Below are 17682 nucleotides of genomic sequence, written 5' to 3'. Positions count from 1 at the left end.
CCCAAGCCGCAAGGAACTTTCACATGACTGACGTTGACCAGTTCTACAACTCCCCAACGATCTTCCCCCTCTCCGCATTCAACCTGCGCCCGGACAACATGCGGAAGTGGCGCGCAGCCCGCGGCAGGGCAGAGGTCGCAAAGGCGTCCGCCGGCACATGCAACGCACACATCACGTGCATCGGCGATTCGATCACCTACGGCGCCAACGCCACGGGCGTGTCCTCGCCCAAGTCCCCGAACTCATGGCCGGGACGACTGCGCCGCATGATGGACGCCCAATACTCCGCCGGCGGCTCAGGCGTTGCCATGCTGTGGGACACCCTCACCACCTACCCCACGCACGACCCACGGTGGACGAAGGTCGGCACCATCGAAGACCGGGTTGCCGGCGCCTACAACCACGGCAACGTGCGTTGGCTCAGCGGCAGCGGCGACGCCAACTATGTGACGTTCACGGCAGACTGCACCGAGTTCTGGATCTACTCAATGGTCGCCAGCTCCACACCGAGAGTGCAGGTTGATGGTGGCACCATCTACACCATCGCTGGAGCACTTGGCCAGAACGCGTTGACCAACCCCGACCCACTCTCGGGATACCAGAACGACGGCAGCTTCGGACAGCTGGTGACAGTCATCCCCGCCGGCGTCCAGGGAACACACACCCTCAAGATCATGGCCCCCTCAAACGGCACCAGCTACATGCAAATGTTCGGGGTACGCGCCCGCACAGGGAAGGGAGTGGAAGTCAGCAACCTCGGATACAACGGCATCAGTACCTCCGAGATGACGCTGGACAACACCACCACCGGCATCTCAGGCATGGCCGTCGGCCTCGACATGATGCGCGCCGACCTGTCAGTGATGCTGCTGTCCATGAACGACTTCCAGACACACACGTCAGTAGCCACCTTCAAGTCCCGGGTCACCACACTCGTCCAACGCCAGAAGTCATCCGACACCTACCGCGCCAACGGTGATGTGCTACTGGTTGCCTGCCCTCGCCCGGACTTCGCAAACATCCCCCTCGACCACGTACAGAGCCCACCCCTCAGCGACTACCACGTTGCCCTGTACGAAGTCGCAGTAGAACAAGACGTGCCGCTGCTCGACCTGGCTCACCGGTGGACCGACTTCAGCACATCCAACCCACTCGGCTACTACGCCGACAGCCTCCATCCAACCGACCTCGGAGCCGAAGACATAGCCCGCGCAGTATGGAACGTCCTGCACGCAGTCTGAGCATGCGTCAGCGGGGTTGTTGGTAACCATTGTCGTTCTGTCAAGACGTTGCGCACGCACGCGAGGAGTGCTCTCGACTCGGTTGCGGCTGTGTTCGTCTCGTGCCAGAAGGCTATCACGGATCGTGTCAGAAACGACCGTATGTGACACGCTTCGGCTGATCCGGTTTCAGCCCAGGTTCTCGCTGGTCGCCTCATGTCACAACTCATGTTCAGAATCATAGTGTCACTATTGCATGGAAGGACCGTTTGTGACATGATCTCTTCCATGACCACCGCAGCGGCACAGCCGATCCGCTTCCCCGCCGGCAATCCTTCCCGAGTTGGATACGCCCGCGTCTCGACTGCAGACCAGTCACTCGACCTCCAGCTCGACGCGTTGCGCGATGCGGGCTGCGGCATCGTCTTCACCGACTACGCCAGCGGTGCCACCAAGACGCGCCCAGGACTCGACGCCGCACTCGCCCACCTCCGACGTGGGGACACCATCACCGTGTGGCGCCTGGACCGACTGGGCCGCAGCACCAGTCACCTCATCAGCACAGTGGAGACGCTGCGTGATGAGGGCGTGGCATTCCGTTCGCTGACGGAGGGTATGGACACCAGCACCTCCGGCGGACAGATGATCTACAGCGTGTTCGCAGCCATGGCCCAGTTCGAGCGTGACGTCATCAGCGAGCGCACGAAGGCAGGGTTGGACGCAGCCAAGGCACGAGGCCGCAAGGGTGGGCGTAGGCCCTCGATGACACCCGCCCAGATCGATGCGGCACGGGAGATGCAGACCAAGGGCAAGACCCTGGAGGACATCGCGGCGGTACTCAAGGTTTCGCGGTCGAGCGTGTATCGGCACCTGAAGGCAGCCGCCGAGGTTCAGCAGTAGCAGGCCAGGACGCAGACATGCCCCGCACCAAGTCATTCGGTGCGGGGCATCTACTGTTGGTGGTTCCTAGCCCTGGCGGGGGCGGCGGCCCTTCATGCCTGGTTCCCAGGCCCTCGACTTCGCCCATTCCTTCGCCTCGATGGGGTCGATGAGGACTCGGTCGACAGGCTTGTAGGCGGGGAGGTGGCCGGCGTCCATCTCCCTGATGAGGGTGCGGGTGGAGAGGCCTAGGCGTTTGGCGGTTTCCGCGAGGGTCCACATGTCATGCGGTCCTGACATCAGTCGGTCGATGTCGACGTACTCGGGGTCTTCGGTCTCGCTCACAAACTTCCTTCCATTGCAGGGGGTGCATGGAGGTTGGTTCCTGGCGGCTGATGGCGGCAACCGATGTCAGGAGGCTACACAATCCCGTCGCAGAGGATGGTGAAGGGGCCTTCGCCGTTCATGTCGAATGATGTTCTGGGGACGTTGGACCCGGCTGCCCACCAGAGTTCCTGCCCCTTCTGCCAGGCGATGTTGTCGTAGCCGAGGAGGATCGTTCCTTCCCCTGCCTCGGTGAACCAGTTGCTGTGGGGGAGGGTGGTGTGTGTTCCGGTTTCGAGAGTGATGCTCATGGTGGTCTCCTGTGTGGTGTGTGGGGTTGCCGCTAGAGCGCGGACTAAAGGCGGGGACTTGCTTGGACCCCCCAAGGCCTGAGCCCCAATTTCCGCTGACCGTTGTCCGCTCCACGACCTCTAGCCCCCCATCGCTGCGAGCGCGGGGAGCTGTTGGTTGACCTCCGGGCCAATGATCAGTCAGCTAAGAGGCTCCCCCGGCCAGGTCACGGGGGATTGTCAGCACTGCAACTGGGGTGGGCTGGTTCGCGTCGGGCTCCACCAGATAACGACGACTTCTGGTGGAGCCCTACGCTGCCCATCCGAGGGCGAGGAGAACACGGGCGAACCCGATTGCGCCGGCGTAGAAGCCGAAGAACGCAAGGGTGCAGATGACACACAGGAGGGTGTCCGAGGGCGCGGTCGGTCTTCTTCTTCTTCTGAAGTTCGATCGTGCAGATATACTGCTAGAACGGCTCATCGGAACTCCTATTCCGGTTGGCTCAGGCCCTAGTCGAGGATTGCCGTCCTCGCTGGGGCCGTTGTCATATTTGACAGTCCAAGTCTTACCCTCGTCGTCACCGGCGACAGCATCGTCACGGCGTTGACGAACATCATCGACAAAGCGCTGAACACCGCGGTGTGATGAGTGCTGCCGAGAACCTGCGCCGGTCCGAGGCCGGCGGCGTGACGGTCGAGGCTGCCATCGCGATCGCGTCGATCGTGGCGGTGGTCGTGCTGTGTGTCGGCGCGATCACCGCGGCGACACTGCACGTCTGGTGCGTCGACTCGGCCCGCGAGGCAGCACGGCTCGCTGCCCGTGGAGATCGCGAGTCGGCGATCTCCACGGCGGCGAAGGTGGCACCCGACGGCGCCGACGTGTCGGTTCGAACCGAGGGGGAGTTCGTCGTCGCGACCGTGCGGGCACGCAGTCCACTCCTTCCGCTCGTGAACATCTCCGCGGAGGCGGTGGCGGTTCTCGAACCCACGGTGCCGGGGTGGAGCGGGGGAGGGCGGTGAGTTCGGGGATCAGCGACGATCGCGGTTCCGTGACCGTGACGGCGTGCTGTGCGCTCGCGGCGCTGGTGGTGCTCACGGCGATGCTGGTGCACGTCGGCTCGGCGGTGTCGGTGCGGCACCGGGCGCAGTCCGCCGCAGATCTGTCCGCCCTCGCCGCGGCCGTCGGGCTGGACCGGGGCACCGACGCGGCGTGTGCCGCGGCCCGGGAGGTCGCGGGGCGAATGCGCACCGAAGTCGTGTCCTGTGAGGTCGACGACTGGGACGTCGAGGTCGCGGTCACCGCACCCGTGCTTCTGTCCTCGCTGGGTGTCCGGGATGCCCGCGCCGTGGCGAGGGCAGGTCCCGCGGAGTGACATCGAAGCGAAGAGACGGGGCGGTGACTCGCATCACGCCAGCGTGTCGGAGGTTTCGGAAATTATGACCAGATTCGGAATAATCCGCCGCTCAGGAAGTATTGGACGGCATGGATCCTGTGATGCGAGTCTCACTGATGCGAGCTGGTTTTCATCCACACCACTCCCTTTGGCGAGAGAGGGCATTACATGACCACGGCACCACCGAAGCGGACCGAGGCAGAGACAAAGGCGCGGAGGGCGGGTATCGCCTCGTTCATCGGCACCACGATCGAGTGGTACGACTTCTACATCTACATCTACGGCACTGCGTCGGCGCTGGTCTTCGGTCAGGTGTTCTTCTCCGACACCCTGCCGGCGGGCATGGGAACGCTCCTCGCGTTCGTCACGCTGTGGGCAGGGTTCCTCGCCCGTCCCATCGGCGGCATCGTCTTCGGCCATCTCGGCGACAAGATCGGTCGAAAGAACACGCTGGTCATCACGCTCATGATGATGGGCACCGCCACCGTCGGAATCGGACTCCTGCCCTCCTACGCGCAGATCGGAATATGGGCGCCCGCTGCCCTGGTGTTCCTCCGGGTCGTCCAGGGTGTGGCAGTGGGCGGTGAATGGGGCGGGGCTGTCCTGATCGCCAGTGAGAACGCACCCAAGGGGAAGGGGATTCTGTACTCGGCGTTCGCCCAGCAGGGGTCGCCCGCCGGAAACCTCCTGGCGACGATGGCGTTCTTCCTGCTCTCCGCCATGCCCACCCCGGCGTTCGTGCTCTACGGCTGGCGCATCCCGTTCCTGATCTCCGCGGCCCTGGTGATCGTCGGCATGATCATCCGTCTCAAGCTCGAAGAGTCGGACGCGATGAAGACCGTGCTGAAGCGCAAGAAGACCGTCGCACTGCCGATCGGTGAGGTGCTGCGCAAGCATTGGGTCCTCGTCCTCCTCGGTGCAGGCGCGCTGCCCCTGGCCCAGGTGACGTACTTCAAGAACACCTTCGCGTTGTCGTGGGCCACCAGCGAACTCGGCTACGACCGGGGCACGTTCCTCGGCGCCATCGCCATCGCCCTCGTGGTCCAGTTCATCGTGCAGCCGTTCGGCGCCGTCCTGGTGTCCCGGATCGACATGCGGAAAGCCATGTGCATCATGGTTATTCCCGAGTTCGTCCTGATGCCGGCAATGTTCTTCGCGATCCGGACCGAGAACTTCGCCATTGCCGTCGTCGCGATGTGCCTCGCGACCATTCCGCACTCGATGTTCTACGGCGCCATCGCCGGAGTGCTCGCGCGTGCCTTCCCCGCCAACATCCGCTACACCGGTCTTTCCGCGGCCTACCAGCTGTGTTCGCTGGTCGTCGGCGGCGGCACCCCGGTGCTGGCGCAGTGGATGCTCAACTCGTCCGGAAACATCGTCGGCGTTGCGTTCGTGTCGGCCGGCTATGCCGCCGTCTCCCTGGTCTGCACGCTGTTGTTGCTGAACCGGACCGGATTCGACGCGCGCCGGTTGTCGACCGCGGAGCAATCCGACGCGGACGAACTGCAGCTCGACATCGATGAGGACGATGCGGTGGACACCGCTCCCAGTGCAGGGCAGGCCCGTGCGACAGCCCACACCTGACCGCGCAGGTCATTCCGGCGTGGGCAATGCCTCCTCGGACAGCCGGAGGACTTCCCGCAAGGCGGCGTTGTCGTCGTCCGCTCGCCACGCGATCCGCAGTTGCAGGGTGCTGGGACCGCCGACCAGCGGGAGGAACACGACATCCGGGTTGTTCACGTTCTCGGCCACGGAGGAGACGGTCAACGCGCAGCCGACCTCCGCGGACACCAACGCCATCAACGCCATCGAGTCCGGGGCGCTCTGCACGATCCGGGGCGTGAAACCGGCGTCGTGGGCCGCCCTCTGCAGGGAGTCGCGCAGCGCCGATCCGGGATCGGCGGGCAGCGTCACCCACGGCTCGGTGGCCAGTTCCTCGATGCGAACGCCGTCCCTGCCCGCGAGCGGGTGGTCGGTGGGCAGGGCCACCACGAATTCCTCGTTGAGGATGACGCGAGACGCGATGCCCGGCGGGGTGAAGATCCACCGGACCAGACCGATGTCGAGGGTTCCGTCGAGGAGCTTGTTCAGTGCTTCGCTCGCGAAAGCGGAACTGTCCAGAACGAATTCGATCCCCGGGTGGGTGTGCCGGACGAGTTTCGCCCACCGCCCGATGAGCAGGTGGGACGAGACTCCGGCGAAGCCGATGCGGACCCGGCCGACCTGTCCGCGCCCGGCGGCGGCGACGGCGATTTCCGCGAGCCGGCAGGCGTCCAGGATCTCGCGTGCCGGGCCGAGCAGTGCCTCACCGGCGGAGGTCAACCGGACGTTCCGCGTGTTTCTTTCGAAAAGAGTTGCCCCGAGCTGCTTTTCCAGTTGCCGAATCGTGCGGCTCAGCGGCGGCTGGGCCGAGTGCAGGCGCTGTGCGGCGCGGCCGAAGTGCAACTCCTCGGCGACCGCGAGAAAGGCAGTGATCTGAGAAATCTCCACGGGAGAACTATTGCAGTTCCGGCAACAGATTTGTCAACACTATTGAGTCACACGGCGGTAATCCGGTGGGGAAGGCCCCGAGGCGACGTCCCGTCGTTCCGGAGAAGGGCATGGCGATGAGCAAAGTGGTCAGCATGGCGGAAGCCATAGGAACGTACGTCGAAGACGGCATGACCGTGTGCCTCGAGGGATTCTCGCATCTCATCTCGTTCGCGGCCGCACACGAGATCATCCGGCAACAGCGGCAGAACCTCACGCTGTGCCGGATGACGCCCGACATCGTGTCGGATCAACTCGTGGCCGCCGGTTGTGTCACCAAGCTCGTGGCCTCGTTCTTCGCGAGCGGATCCGCCGGATCCCTGCACGAGTTGCGACGCCGTATCGAGCACCACGATCCGGTCGCCCTCGAGGTCGAGGAGTACAGCCACTACGGAATGGTCTGCCGCTATCAGGCGGGCGCCGCGCGCCTCCCGTTCTTTCCGCTGCGCTCCTATGCCGGAAGCGACCTTCCGCGGCTCAACCCGCGAATTCGACTCGTCGACGATCCCTACGGGGAGGGCACCGTGTACGTCGTGCCTCCGCTGAACCCGGACGTCACCATCGTTCACGCGCAGCGCGCCGACCGTCACGGCAACGTGCAGATCTGGGGTATCTCCGGGGTTCAGCAGGAAGCGGTGTACGCCGCGGGGAAGGCGATCGTGGTCGTCGAGGAGATCGTCGACGACGAGGTCGTCCGCTCCGACCCCAGCCGCACGCTGATCCCTTCTCACGCGGTCGATGCCGTCGTCGTCTGTCCGCGCGGGGCGCATCCGTCCTACGTGCAGGGCTACTACGACCGGGACTGCGCGTTCTACCGACGCTGGACCGCGATCAGCAAGGACTCCGCACTCCTGCAGGCGTGGCTGAAGGAGTGGATCCATGGCACCGCGAATCACGACGAGTACCTGGACAAACTCGGCGGCGACTACTGGAACGACCTCGCCGTCGAGCCTCGATTCTCCGAACCAGTCGACTACGGGAGCCGGAAATGAGCACAGCACCACTCGGAGAGGTCTCGGCGACGGAGATCATCGTGTCCGTCGCCGCCCGCGAACTCGCCGGGAAGGGGCGCGTCTTCGCCGGTGTCGGCTTGCCGACTCTCGCCGTCGATCTCGCCAAGAGGACAAGTAACCCGGACGTCGAATTGATCTACGAATCGGGAGTGTGCGGCGCCCACCCCGCCGCGATGGCCGAGGGCATCGCCGACTCGGTCGTCGTGTCGGGCGCGGAGTCGGTGGTGTCGATGTCGGCGTTGTTCGGCTACGTGCTGCAGGGCGGCAACGTCGACGTCGGATTCCTCGGCGCGGCCCAGATCGACCGGTACGGCAGCCTCAACACCAGCATCATCGGAGACTGGGACAAGCCGACGGTCCGGTTGCCCGGTGCCGGTGGCGCCGTGGAGATCATGCCCAACGCCGGCGAGATCTTCGTGGTGATGCGCCGACACGACCCCAGCGCTTTCCCCGCGGAACTCGACTTCTGCACGTCGCCGAGTCCCGTCCGGGCCCGGGCCGCAGGTGACGGGATCATGCCTCGTGGCCGAGGGGTGACGAAGGTGTTCACGAACCTCGGGGTGCTGTCGCGGCAGGGCCCGTTCGACGAACTCGAACTGGTCAGCGTGCACGAGGGGGTCACCGTCGACGACGTGCGAGCCCAGACCGGCTGGGAGCTGAAGGTCGCGGACGATCTCACCGTCACCGCCCCGCCGACCCGCGAGGAGATTCACCTGCTCCGCGATGTGATCGACACGGTTCGGCTGTATCTGCGCTGACCCGGTCAGCCGAGCGAGTCCAATACCGCCGTCAGGACCCGGATCGCGCCGTCCTTGTCGAGGGGGTCGTTGCCGTTTCCGCACTTCGGTGAGTACACGCACGACGGGCAGCCTGACGTGCATTCGCACGATTCGATCGCTTCCCTGGTCGCGCCGAGCCAGCGGGTGAGTTCGGCGTGACCCCGGTCGGCGAATCCGGCGCCGCCTGCATGACCGTCGTAGACGAACACAGTCGGAAGTCCGGTGTCGGCGTGCACCGCCGTCGAGACGCCGCCGATGTCGCCTCGATCGCACACCGCGACGAGAGGCAGGAGCCCGATAGCGGCATGTTCGGCGGCGTGGAGCGAACCGGGCACGCGTTCGGCCGGAACACCGGCCCGCACCAGAAGTTCCGGGGTGACGGTGTACATCACCGCGCGGGTGGGGAGGGTCTGCTTCGGCATGTCCAGTTCGACCGCGTCGAGGACCTCGCCCGAAGGCAGCCGTCGCAGGTACCCGATCACCTGATGGGTCACCTCCACCTCGACGAGCGCCACCTCGACGTCGCCGAACTGCTTCTGCTCGAGCACCGAGGTGACGGTGATCTCGGTGGCCTCGCGGGCCGACGTCGTCCAGTCGGGGTCCTCCGCGTGCACCAGCGCGAGTCCCTGGTCGAGGTCGAGTTCGTCGACGACGTACGACTCACCCTGATGGATGTGGACGGCGCCGGGGTGTGCTGTGGCGGGAGCGCGGCCCGTGTCGACAGTTCCGAGCATGCGTCCGGATTCCGACACGACAATTGCCACCTGGGTTCCGATTCCACCCCGGATATCCACTGCGCCATGAGGATTTGTGCCGGCGGTGACGAACCAGCCGTGTGCCCGCCGGCGGATCAGGCCCTGCTCGGCCAGCTTTCCGAGAACGTCGATCGCCCCGAACGCCTCGGCCTCGGCGTCGGACAGTGGTAGTTCCATTGCTGCGCAGAGCAACTGCGGGCCGAGGACGTACGGATTGCTCGGGTCCGTGACGGTCGCCTCGATGGGTTTGTCGAGCAGCGCGGACGGGTGGTGGACGAGGTAGGTGTCGAGAGGGTCGTCACGCGCGACCAGGACTACGAGCGATCCTTCGCCGCGTCGCCCGGACCGGCCTCCCTGTTGCCAGAACGACGCCACCGTGCCGGGGAATCCGGCGACCACGACGGCGTCGAGGCCGGCGATGTCGACGCCGAGTTCCAGCGCATTCGTCGTCGCCGCCCCCAGCAGTGTGCCGTCCGCGAGTGCGGTCTCGAGCTCACGCCGATCCTCGGCGAGGTACCCTGCTCGATACGACGCGACTCGCGACGAGAGTTCGGGATCGATCTCCCCGAGTAGGCGTTTGGTCGCCATCGCGGTCAGCTCCGCGCCCCTGCGGGAGCGCACGAAGGTGAGCGTGCGGGCCCCCTCGACCATCAGGTCGGCCATGATGCGCGCGGCCTCCGAACCGGCGGGCCGTCGAATGGGGCTTCCGTTCTCCCCGGTGACCTCCCGCATGAGCGGGGGTTCCCACAGCGCGACCGTCCGGGGACCGTGTGGTGAACCGTCTTCCACTACCTCGGCGCAGGGCGCTCCGATCAGCCGTGACGCCGCCGCCCCGGGGTCCGCCGTCGTCGCGGACGCGAGGACGAAGACTGGTTCGGCGCCGTACCGTGCCGCGATGCGCCGGAGCCGCCGCAGCACGAGCGCGACATTCGAGCCGAAGACACCACGGTAGGAGTGGCATTCGTCGATCACCACGTAGGCCAGGTTCCGGAAGAAGTGCGCCCATCGCTGATGGGTCCGGAGGAGGGAGATGTGCAGCATGTCGGGGTTCGTGAAGAGCCACCGCGAGTTTTCCCGTGCCCAGTGCCGCACTTCGAGTGGGGTGTCGCCGTCGAACACGCACGGGCACACGCCCCGGAGGTCGTCCCCGGCGTCCAGGACCTCCGAGTCGATGAGCGAGGTCACGGCCCGCAGCTGGTCTGCTCCCAGCGCCTTGGTCGGCGAGAGGTAAAGGGCGGTCGCCCGCGGATCCGTTGCCAGAGTGGTGAGTACCGGAAGCTGGTAGGCCAGGGACTTGCCCGAGGCGGTGCCGGTCGACACCACGACGTTCGTCCCGTGATGTGCCAGGTCGGCGGCGGCGGCCTGGTGGGTCCAGGGACGGGGGATCCCGTTCTCCTGCATGGCCCGGACGACGCTCGGGTGCGCCCACGCGGGCCATTCCGACAGCTGAGAAGTCCGGGCAGGCATTTCGGCGGCGAAAGTGAGCGGGTTTTCGTCTCGGGGAACGCCCTCGAGGACTCGGTTCAGCAGCGCCCGGCCGTATGTTTCGCCCGTATTTCCACTGTCGTCACGTGGTGAAAACGGTGTGCTCACTGATGTCTCCGGGCTGTCGTAGGGGACGGGCGAGTAGCTTCCCCACCGCCACGACCTGCGCATTTGATGATAACGAGTGCCTCTCCGGGGCTGTCGCCCGGGGTGTCGTGCCCCCCGCGTCAATCCACTGTTTCGTGCCTGTTCGCTACAAGATCAACTTTTTGTGTGAATTGTTCGGATTTCGACTGTTGCGTTCGCGGAGTTCATGGTTGACTACAACTGGTCGCAGCTTCTGTGTTCGTAGGCTTGAAAGAGTGAACGTTCGCAGGATCGATGTTGCGAACGCGGTGCTCTGCTTTTCCTGAGGGGGAAATCTAGAAGTACAGCGGTCGGAACCGGCCCGGCGGACTGTATGTGCTGTCCGCCGAATCCGGTGGTTAGAAAGAGAAGGAAAAGCATGGCACAGGGCACTGTGAAGTGGTTCAACGCGGAAAAGGGCTTCGGCTTCATCGCACCCGAAGACGGCTCCGCTGACGTCTTCGTTCACTACTCCGAGATCCAGGGCAGCGGCTTCCGCACCCTCGAGGAGAACCAGCGCGTGGAGTTCGAGGTCGGCCAGGGCACCAAGGGCCCCCAGGCTACCGGCGTTCGCGCAGTCTGATTCTGCCGTTCACATTCGTGAACACGTAAATCAGATAGGCGGGGTCCTCGTGACCGCGTCTGATTCGTCCCCCATCGCCTGAGGCGGTGGGGGACGAGTCGTTTTCACGGCAACGGTGCCGTGGCATAAGGGGGTACTTCAGTGAGCCAGCTCTCCTTCTTCTCCGCGGAGGCGATGCCGCCGGCAGTCACCGATCTGTGCGGTCTTCTCGCCGCGACGGGTCAGGTGGTCACATCGGCCGGGCGTGCGCGGATCTCGGTCGTGGTCGACGCGCAGTGGAGGGCGGAGGCGATTGCGGAGTTGATCGCCCAGGCCGGACTCGAGGTCGAGATCACGCGCAGCGACGAGGGCAGCCCGCTGGTCCGCACCGCATCGGTCGTCGATTTGCGGCCTCTCGCGGACCAGTGGACGAGGGGGGCGGTCAAGGCGGTGCCCTCCGGCTGGGTGCCGTCGGGGCGTCAGCTGAGGGTGTGGGCTCTCGCGTCGGGCAGGTCCGAAGCGGAGGGGGAGCGGTTCGTCCTCGGACTCGATCCGCACGCCCCGGATACCCACGCGCCGTTGGCTCAGGCATTGATGAGAGCGGGCATCGCGCCGACGCTGATCGGCACCCGTGGCTCCGGTCCGGGGCTCCGAATCTCGGGTCGGCGTAGGCTCGGCAGACTCGTCGAGAGCATCGGCGAGGCGCCCGGAAATTTGGACGACCGTACCGGTTGGCCCCACGTGTAGAGCCGCGTAGACGGTACTGATCTGCGAGGATGGGTTCCGGGTATGTCACTCTAGTAATAGGCGAACCGGGTATAAAAGGGTTTGTCTGCACAACTGTCGAGTGGCAGCGATCGACTTCAGGAAGGCTCGGGCTACAGGTGGCTAAAGGGGACAACGGCAGTGCACAGGGTGCGGCGGGAGCGTCCGGCCAGCCTCGCCGCCTCGTGATCGTCGAGTCGCCGACCAAGGCCCGCAAGATCGCCCCGTACCTCGGAAAGAACTATGTCGTCGAGGCGTCGGTCGGCCATATTCGCGACCTTCCGCGCGGAGCCGCAGACGTCCCGGCCAAGTACAAGGGTGAGTCGTGGGCGCGGCTCGGCGTCAACGTCGACCATGATTTCGAACCGCTCTACGTGGTCAGTCCGGAGAAGAAGTCCAAGGTCACGGAGCTGAAGAGTCTCCTCAAGGACGCCGACGAACTCTTCCTGGCCACCGACCCCGACCGCGAGGGCGAAGCGATCGCCTGGCACCTCCTCGAGACGCTCAAGCCGAAGATCCCGGTTCGTCGGATGGTCTTCCACGAGATCACCGAGCCGGCCATCCGCGCCGCGGCCGAGGACACCCGCGAACTCGACACCGACTTGGTCGACGCTCAGGAGACCCGCCGCATCCTCGACCGTCTGTACGGCTACGAGGTCAGCCCCGTGCTGTGGAAGAAGGTCATGCCGAGGCTGTCGGCGGGCCGAGTGCAATCCGTCGCCACCCGCGTCATCGTGCAGCGCGAACGCGAGCGGATGGCCTTCCGTTCGGCGTCCTACTGGGACATCTCCGCCACCCTCGACGCCGGCGCCGAGGCCAGCCCCCGCAGTTTCGGGGCGCGTCTGGTGAGCGTCGACGGCTCCCGGGTGGCCACCGGCCGCGACTTCGGCGCGGACGGCCAGCTGAAGACGAGCACCGTCACGGTTCTGGACGAGGCGCGGGCGCAGCGTCTGGCCGAGTCCCTCGCCGGTGTCGACCTCACCGTCTCCTCCGCCGAGAGCAAGCCGTACACCCGCAAGCCGTACGCGCCGTTCATGACGTCGACGTTGCAGCAGGAGGCGGGCCGCAAGCTCCGCTTCACGTCCGAGCGGACCATGCGCATCGCGCAGCGGCTGTACGAGAACGGCTACATCACTTACATGCGTACCGACTCGACGACCTTGTCGTCGTCGGCGATCGCTGCCGCCCGCGCGCAGGCCACCGAGTTGTACGGCGCCGAGTATGTGCACGACACACCGCGCCAGTACACGCGCAAGGTCAAGAACGCGCAGGAGGCGCACGAGGCCATCCGCCCGGCCGGTGACGTGTTCCAGACCCCTGGTCAGCTGCACTCCCGCCTCGACACCGACGAGTTCCGCCTGTACGAGCTGATCTGGCAGCGGACCGTGGCGTCGCAGATGGCGGACGCGCGGGGCACGACGCTGACCCTGCGGATCACCGGAACCGCGGGCACCGGCGAGGAATGCACCTTCTCCTCCTCGGGCCGCACCATCACGTTCGCCGGATTCCTGAAGGCCTACGTGGAGAGCGTCGACGAGGAGGCCGGCGGCCAGTCCGACGACGCCGAGTCGCGCCTGCCGGTGCTCGTCGAGGGCCAGGCGGTCACCGCCACCAAGCTCGACCCCGACGGCCACACCACCAACCCGCCCGCCCGCTACACCGAGGCGAGCCTGATCAAGACCCTCGAAGAGCTGGGCATCGGCCGCCCGTCCACCTATTCGTCGATCATCAAGACCATTCTCGATCGCGGATACGTCTACAAACGCGGCAGCGCGCTGGTCCCGTCCTGGGTGGCGTTCGCCGTCATCGGTCTCCTCGAGATGCACTTCGGGCGGTTGGTCGACTTCGACTTCACCGCCGGGATGGAAGACGACCTCGACGCGATCGCCGGTGGCCGGGAACAGCGCGGCAACTGGCTGAGCAGTTTCTACTTCGGCGGCGATCACGGCGCCGAGGGTTCGGTTGCCCGTGAGGGCGGCCTGAAGAAGATGGTCGGCGTCAACCTCGAGGAGATCGACGCTCGCGAGGTCAACTCGATCAGGCTCTTCGACGACGCCGAGGGACGGGAAGTGCACGTCCGCGTCGGACGGTTCGGTCCGTACCTCGAGCGGATGGTCCAGAACCCGGACGATCCCGAGGGCGACCTCATCTCCCAGCGGGCCAACCTGCCCGACGACCTTCCGCCGGACGAGCTGACACCGGAGTACGCGGAGAAGCTGTTCTCGACGCCGCAGGAGGGTCGCAAGCTGGGCGTCGACCCGCTCACCGGCCACGAGATCGTCGCGAAGGAGGGCCGCTTCGGCCCCTACGTCACCGAGATCCTTCCCGAGCCGGAACCGGAGCCCGAACCGGCAGTGGTGCCGGTGACGGAGGAAGCCGGCGACGGGACGACCAAGACGAAGACAGCTGCCAAGAAGGCGCCCGCGAAGAAGGCGGCGGCGAAGAAGGCCACCGGTCCGAAGCCACGGACGGGTTCGCTGCTCAAGTCGATGGACCTGGCTACGGTGACCCTCGACGACGCCCTCAAGCTGCTGTCGCTGCCGCGCGTCGTGGGTGTCGATCCGGAGTCCAAGGAAGAGATCACCGCGCAGAACGGTCGCTACGGCCCGTACCTGAAGAAGGGGACGGATTCGCGGTCCCTCGCCACCGAGGACCAGATGTTCACGGTGACCCTCGACGAGGCTCTGAAGATCTACGCGGAGCCCAAGCGCCGCGGTCGTCAGGCCGCGGCCACCCCGCCGCTGCGTGAGCTGGGCGTCGACGCGGTCAGCGAGAAGCCGATGGTGATCAAGGACGGCCGGTTCGGGCCATACGTGACCGATGGTGAAACCAACGCCAGCCTCCGCAAGGGCGACGAGGTGGAGTCCATCACCGACGCCCGCGCTTCGGAACTGCTGGCGGATCGGCGTGCCCGCGGTCCCGTCAAGAAGAAGGCGGCCGCGAAGAAGGCGCCGGCCAAGAAGGCGGCAAAGAAGACCGCCGCCAAGAAGGCGCCGGCCAAGAAGGCGGCCTCGAAGAAGGCAGCGGACAAGAAGGCGTGAGCCGGTACCTCGGGCCGGTCGTGCTGTCGCATGTGCCGGTTAGGCTGGCGCGGTGACGGTATTCGACCGGTTGGTGGGCCAAGAGGACGTCGAGGCCGAGCTGACGACCGCGGCGACCGCGGCCCGTCGCGGAGTCGGTGCGATGGGCTCCTCGATGACGCATTCGTGGCTGTTCACCGGCCCGCCCGGATCGGGTAGGTCGGTGGCCGCGCAGTGTTTCGCCGCAGCACTCCAATGCACCAGCGACGGCGTTCCGGGCTGCGGCGTCTGCCACGCCTGCACCACAGCGATGGCCGGTACCCACGGCGACGTCCGGCAGGTCGTCCCCGAGGGCCTGAGCATCAGCGTCAAGGAGATGCGCGCCATCGTGCAGACCGCCGCCCGACGGCCGAGCACCGGGCGCTGGCAGATCGTGGTCGTCGAGGACGCGGACCGGCTCACCGAGGGGGCGGCCAACGCCCTCCTGAAAGTGGTGGAGGAGCCGCCGGATCGCACCGTGTTCCTGTTGTGTGCGCCCTCCGTCGACCCGCAGGACATCTCCGTGACGCTGCGGTCGCGCTGCCGGCACGTCCATCTCGTGACCCCGTCGGCTGATTCCATCGCCAAGGTCCTGCGCGAGCGGGACGGCCTGGATCCCGCCGATGCGCGACTGGCAGCCTCGATCAGCGGCGGTCACGTCGGGCGCGCCCGACGTCTTGCGACAGATCTCAATGCCAAAGTGCGTCGTAAGGACGCTCTGGATCTCGCTGTCGCGGCACTGCGGCCCGCCACCGCGTTCGCCGCGGCGGAGGAACTGGTGCGTTCGGCCGATGCGGAGGCGAAGGAGATGAGCGCGTCCAGGGACGAGCAGGAGACCGAGGAGTTGCGCACCGCGCTGGGGGCGGGCGGCACCGGCAAGGGTGCTGCCGGAGCTCTGCGAGGCTCGGCCGGCGTGCTGAAGGATCTCGAGAAGCGCCAGAAGTCCAGGGCCACTCGCACGGGCCGTGACGCACTCGACCGTGCATTGATCGATCTGGCCGGTCTCTACCGCGACGCGCTCGCCGTCGCATGGAAATCGAACGCGGCCGCGAACCACCCGGACATGGCGGATCGGGCGGCCGACCTCGCCGCGCGAACAACGCCGGAAGGCCTTCTGAAGTGCATCGAAGCCGTCCTCGAGTGCCGCGAGGCGATCACCGTCAACGTCAAACCGCAGTGGGCTGTCGACGCCATGGTGGCCACTCTCGGCGATGCGTTCAGGGAGCCGTTTTCGCATACTCGGGGTTGAGGCGCTAGACTCGCCACCGCCGAAAGGCACCGCTGCCTTAGCTCAGTCGGTAGAGCATTTCACTCGTAATGAAAAGGTCGAGAGTTCGATTCTCTCAGGCAGCTCAGCGGTCCTCTGGCCCTTCCCGATCAGTCGGGAAGGGCCAGAGTCGTCTCCGGGACAGGACACGTCCGCCGTGACGGATGTGTATGTCCGGAAGAATCGTGAAGACTGGTCACGTGGACACCCACAGCGAAAATCCGACGACGCCGGCGGCCGGTCTGCGCGCACTCGGTGCACCCGCCGCTGTGGTTGCCGGCGCCGTTGTCGCCGCCGCGATCCTCCACTTCCGCGATCCGCATCAGCCGGGTTCGTACGGTTTCTGTCCGGTCTATGCCCTGACCGGGTGGTGGTGCCCGGCCTGTGGGGGGTTGAGGGCGGTGCACGACCTCACCAACCTCGACATCGGCGCCGCTGTGGCCGGCAATGTTCTGATCGTCCCGTTCATGGCGGTGATGGTCTTCGCCTGGATCGGATGGGTACGTCGCCGATGGCGAGGACAACGCGATCGCACCATCGTGTTCGGTCCGCGAGTGATGGTCGGTGTGCTCATTTTTGTTGCGGCGTTTACCGTCACCAGGAACACATCTTGGGGAAGCTGGCTCGCGCCGGCCTGACACCTGGTCGCCGCGGGCACGAAACAGAGAGTCGGTTCACAGATGGCAATGCAGGTCTTTTCGTTGATCGCGATCCTGGGCGCGCTGATCGTCCTCATTCCGACCGCGCTGCGAGTCTTCGGCAAGAGCGACAACGTGAAGGCGCCGGACGAGACCGAGGAGTGAGTTCGGTGCACTCTCGACAACCCACCGTCGCGCGGTCATGATTTCGATATGAGCGATTCGCTGAAGAACCGGGTGCGCGAGAAGCTGTTGCGCCAGCTGGCCGAGGACGGGGGCCACCCGGTCCAGGAGGCGGAGGGGGACGATCCACGATTGGTTTCCATCGATTCCGACCTCGCGGCTTTGGAGCAGGCGTCGGACGGTGATGTGGTGATCGAGGAGCTGGCCGCCAAGTACTGGGTGCCCTGAACCAGCGTTTCGCGGCGTTGACCTGGCGATTTGGTGTTCTTGTTTCCCTTCGCGTAACTTATTCCAGGTCAGAGCGACACGGACACCGACCCCGGCCGGAAGGCGGGGGACACGAGGTTGGACGAAGGCGCCTGGTACATCGGAGGTTCATCGTCGTGTACGGTGGTGCTTCCATCCCGGTTAGAT

18 protein-coding genes, 1 tRNA gene and 1 pseudogene are annotated in these 17682 nt (G+C 65.9%); 16 read left to right on the top strand and 4 right to left on the bottom strand.

The window, feature by feature from the left end; all coding sequences use genetic code 11:
- Positions 1–23: 23 nt before the first annotated feature.
- Positions 24–1241: an SGNH/GDSL hydrolase family protein gene (locus ACNJ7E_RS22635; protein WP_418341023.1), complete on the top strand. Its 1218-nt coding sequence runs from the start codon at positions 24–26 to the stop codon at positions 1239–1241.
- Positions 1242–1508: 267 nt separating this feature from the next.
- Complete coding sequence (locus ACNJ7E_RS22630; RefSeq protein ID WP_418341022.1) at positions 1509–2120, top strand: recombinase family protein; 612 nt, start codon at positions 1509–1511, stop codon at positions 2118–2120.
- A gap of 66 nt (positions 2121–2186) precedes the next feature.
- On the opposite strand, the gene ACNJ7E_RS22625 is transcribed toward ACNJ7E_RS22630, so the two are convergent.
- Positions 2187–2444, bottom strand: coding sequence for a helix-turn-helix domain-containing protein (locus tag ACNJ7E_RS22625; RefSeq protein WP_418341021.1), 258 nt, complete (start codon positions 2442–2444; stop codon positions 2187–2189).
- Positions 2445–2518: 74 nt separating this feature from the next.
- Complete coding sequence (locus ACNJ7E_RS22620; protein WP_418341020.1) at positions 2519–2734, bottom strand: hypothetical protein; 216 nt, start codon at positions 2732–2734, stop codon at positions 2519–2521.
- Between the two features lie 553 nt (positions 2735–3287).
- Here ACNJ7E_RS22620 and ACNJ7E_RS22615 point away from each other — a divergent pair.
- From ACNJ7E_RS22615 to ACNJ7E_RS22600, 4 genes and pseudogenes are all read left to right on the top strand, one after another.
- Positions 3288–3359 (top strand): annotated as a pseudogene (locus ACNJ7E_RS22615) (DUF4244 domain-containing protein); the annotation flags it as partial.
- The gene (locus tag ACNJ7E_RS22610; protein WP_418341019.1) at positions 3359–3733 is read left to right on the top strand and encodes a TadE family type IV pilus minor pilin; all 375 of its coding nucleotides are present in this window, start codon (positions 3359–3361) and stop codon (positions 3731–3733) included. The pseudogene ACNJ7E_RS22615 and the gene ACNJ7E_RS22610, both read left to right, overlap by 1 nt.
- Positions 3730–4086 (top strand): Rv3654c family TadE-like protein, encoded by a 357-nt coding sequence (locus ACNJ7E_RS22605; RefSeq protein ID WP_280782889.1) that lies wholly within the window; start codon positions 3730–3732, stop codon positions 4084–4086. The genes ACNJ7E_RS22610 and ACNJ7E_RS22605 overlap by 4 nt, the downstream gene beginning before the upstream one ends.
- Before the next feature lie 189 nt (positions 4087–4275).
- On the top strand, positions 4276–5691 hold the full coding sequence (locus ACNJ7E_RS22600) for an MFS transporter (RefSeq protein ID WP_418341018.1): 1416 nt from the start codon (positions 4276–4278) through the stop codon (positions 5689–5691).
- 9 nt (positions 5692–5700) lie between these two features.
- Here ACNJ7E_RS22600 and ACNJ7E_RS22595 read toward each other — a convergent pair whose 3' ends face one another.
- On the bottom strand, positions 5701–6597 hold the full coding sequence (locus tag ACNJ7E_RS22595) for a LysR family transcriptional regulator (protein WP_280782888.1): 897 nt from the start codon (positions 6595–6597) through the stop codon (positions 5701–5703).
- A gap of 110 nt (positions 6598–6707) precedes the next feature.
- Here ACNJ7E_RS22595 and ACNJ7E_RS22590 point away from each other — a divergent pair, with 110 nt between their 5' ends.
- Together ACNJ7E_RS22590 and ACNJ7E_RS22585 are read left to right on the top strand one after the other, a co-directional pair.
- A complete protein-coding gene (locus tag ACNJ7E_RS22590) occupies positions 6708–7628 on the top strand; it encodes a CoA transferase subunit A (RefSeq protein ID WP_005248463.1) in 921 nt (306 codons plus the stop codon).
- Positions 7625–8407: a CoA-transferase subunit beta gene (locus ACNJ7E_RS22585; protein WP_280782887.1), complete on the top strand. Its 783-nt coding sequence runs from the start codon at positions 7625–7627 to the stop codon at positions 8405–8407. The genes ACNJ7E_RS22590 and ACNJ7E_RS22585 overlap by 4 nt, the downstream gene beginning before the upstream one ends.
- A gap of 5 nt (positions 8408–8412) precedes the next feature.
- Here ACNJ7E_RS22585 and ACNJ7E_RS22580 read toward each other — a convergent pair whose 3' ends face one another.
- Positions 8413–10776, bottom strand: a complete 2364-nt coding sequence (locus ACNJ7E_RS22580) for a DEAD/DEAH box helicase (protein WP_418341017.1) — start codon at positions 10774–10776, stop codon at positions 8413–8415.
- 397 nt (positions 10777–11173) lie between these two features.
- On the opposite strand from ACNJ7E_RS22580, the gene ACNJ7E_RS22575 reads away from it, so the two are divergent.
- From ACNJ7E_RS22575 to ACNJ7E_RS22540, 8 genes are all read left to right on the top strand, one after another.
- A complete protein-coding gene (locus ACNJ7E_RS22575; RefSeq protein WP_005248460.1) occupies positions 11174–11377 on the top strand; it encodes a cold-shock protein in 204 nt (67 codons plus the stop codon).
- A gap of 141 nt (positions 11378–11518) precedes the next feature.
- Positions 11519–12103 carry a hypothetical protein gene (locus ACNJ7E_RS22570; protein ID WP_418341016.1) on the top strand — a complete coding sequence of 195 codons (585 nt, stop codon included), beginning with the start codon at positions 11519–11521 and terminating at the stop codon, positions 12101–12103.
- Between the two features lie 137 nt (positions 12104–12240).
- Positions 12241–15162 carry a type I DNA topoisomerase gene (gene topA / locus ACNJ7E_RS22565; RefSeq protein WP_418341015.1) on the top strand — a complete coding sequence of 974 codons (2922 nt, stop codon included), beginning with the start codon at positions 12241–12243 and terminating at the stop codon, positions 15160–15162.
- Positions 15163–15214: 52 nt separating this feature from the next.
- Positions 15215–16429, top strand: a complete 1215-nt coding sequence (locus ACNJ7E_RS22560; protein WP_418341014.1) for a DNA polymerase III subunit delta' — start codon at positions 15215–15217, stop codon at positions 16427–16429.
- Positions 16430–16460: 31 nt separating this feature from the next.
- Positions 16461–16533: transfer RNA gene (locus ACNJ7E_RS22555), tRNA-Thr, on the top strand.
- 114 nt (positions 16534–16647) lie between these two features.
- Complete coding sequence (locus tag ACNJ7E_RS22550; protein WP_280782882.1) at positions 16648–17085, top strand: DUF2752 domain-containing protein; 438 nt, start codon at positions 16648–16650, stop codon at positions 17083–17085.
- A 42-nt stretch (positions 17086–17127) separates the two neighbouring features.
- Positions 17128–17250 (top strand): hypothetical protein, encoded by a 123-nt coding sequence (locus tag ACNJ7E_RS22545; protein ID WP_005248443.1) that lies wholly within the window; start codon positions 17128–17130, stop codon positions 17248–17250.
- A 48-nt stretch (positions 17251–17298) separates the two neighbouring features.
- Positions 17299–17496, top strand: coding sequence for a hypothetical protein (locus ACNJ7E_RS22540; protein WP_418341013.1), 198 nt, complete (start codon positions 17299–17301; stop codon positions 17494–17496).
- The last annotated feature ends 186 nt before the right edge of the window (positions 17497–17682 follow it).

Origin of the sequence: Rhodococcus mengyinensis, from assembly GCF_048381435.1 — a bacterium.
GTDB classification, from domain to species: domain Bacteria; phylum Actinomycetota; class Actinomycetes; order Mycobacteriales; family Mycobacteriaceae; genus Rhodococcus_F; species Rhodococcus_F opacus_D.
This window is presented reverse-complemented; position numbering and strand designations above follow the sequence as displayed.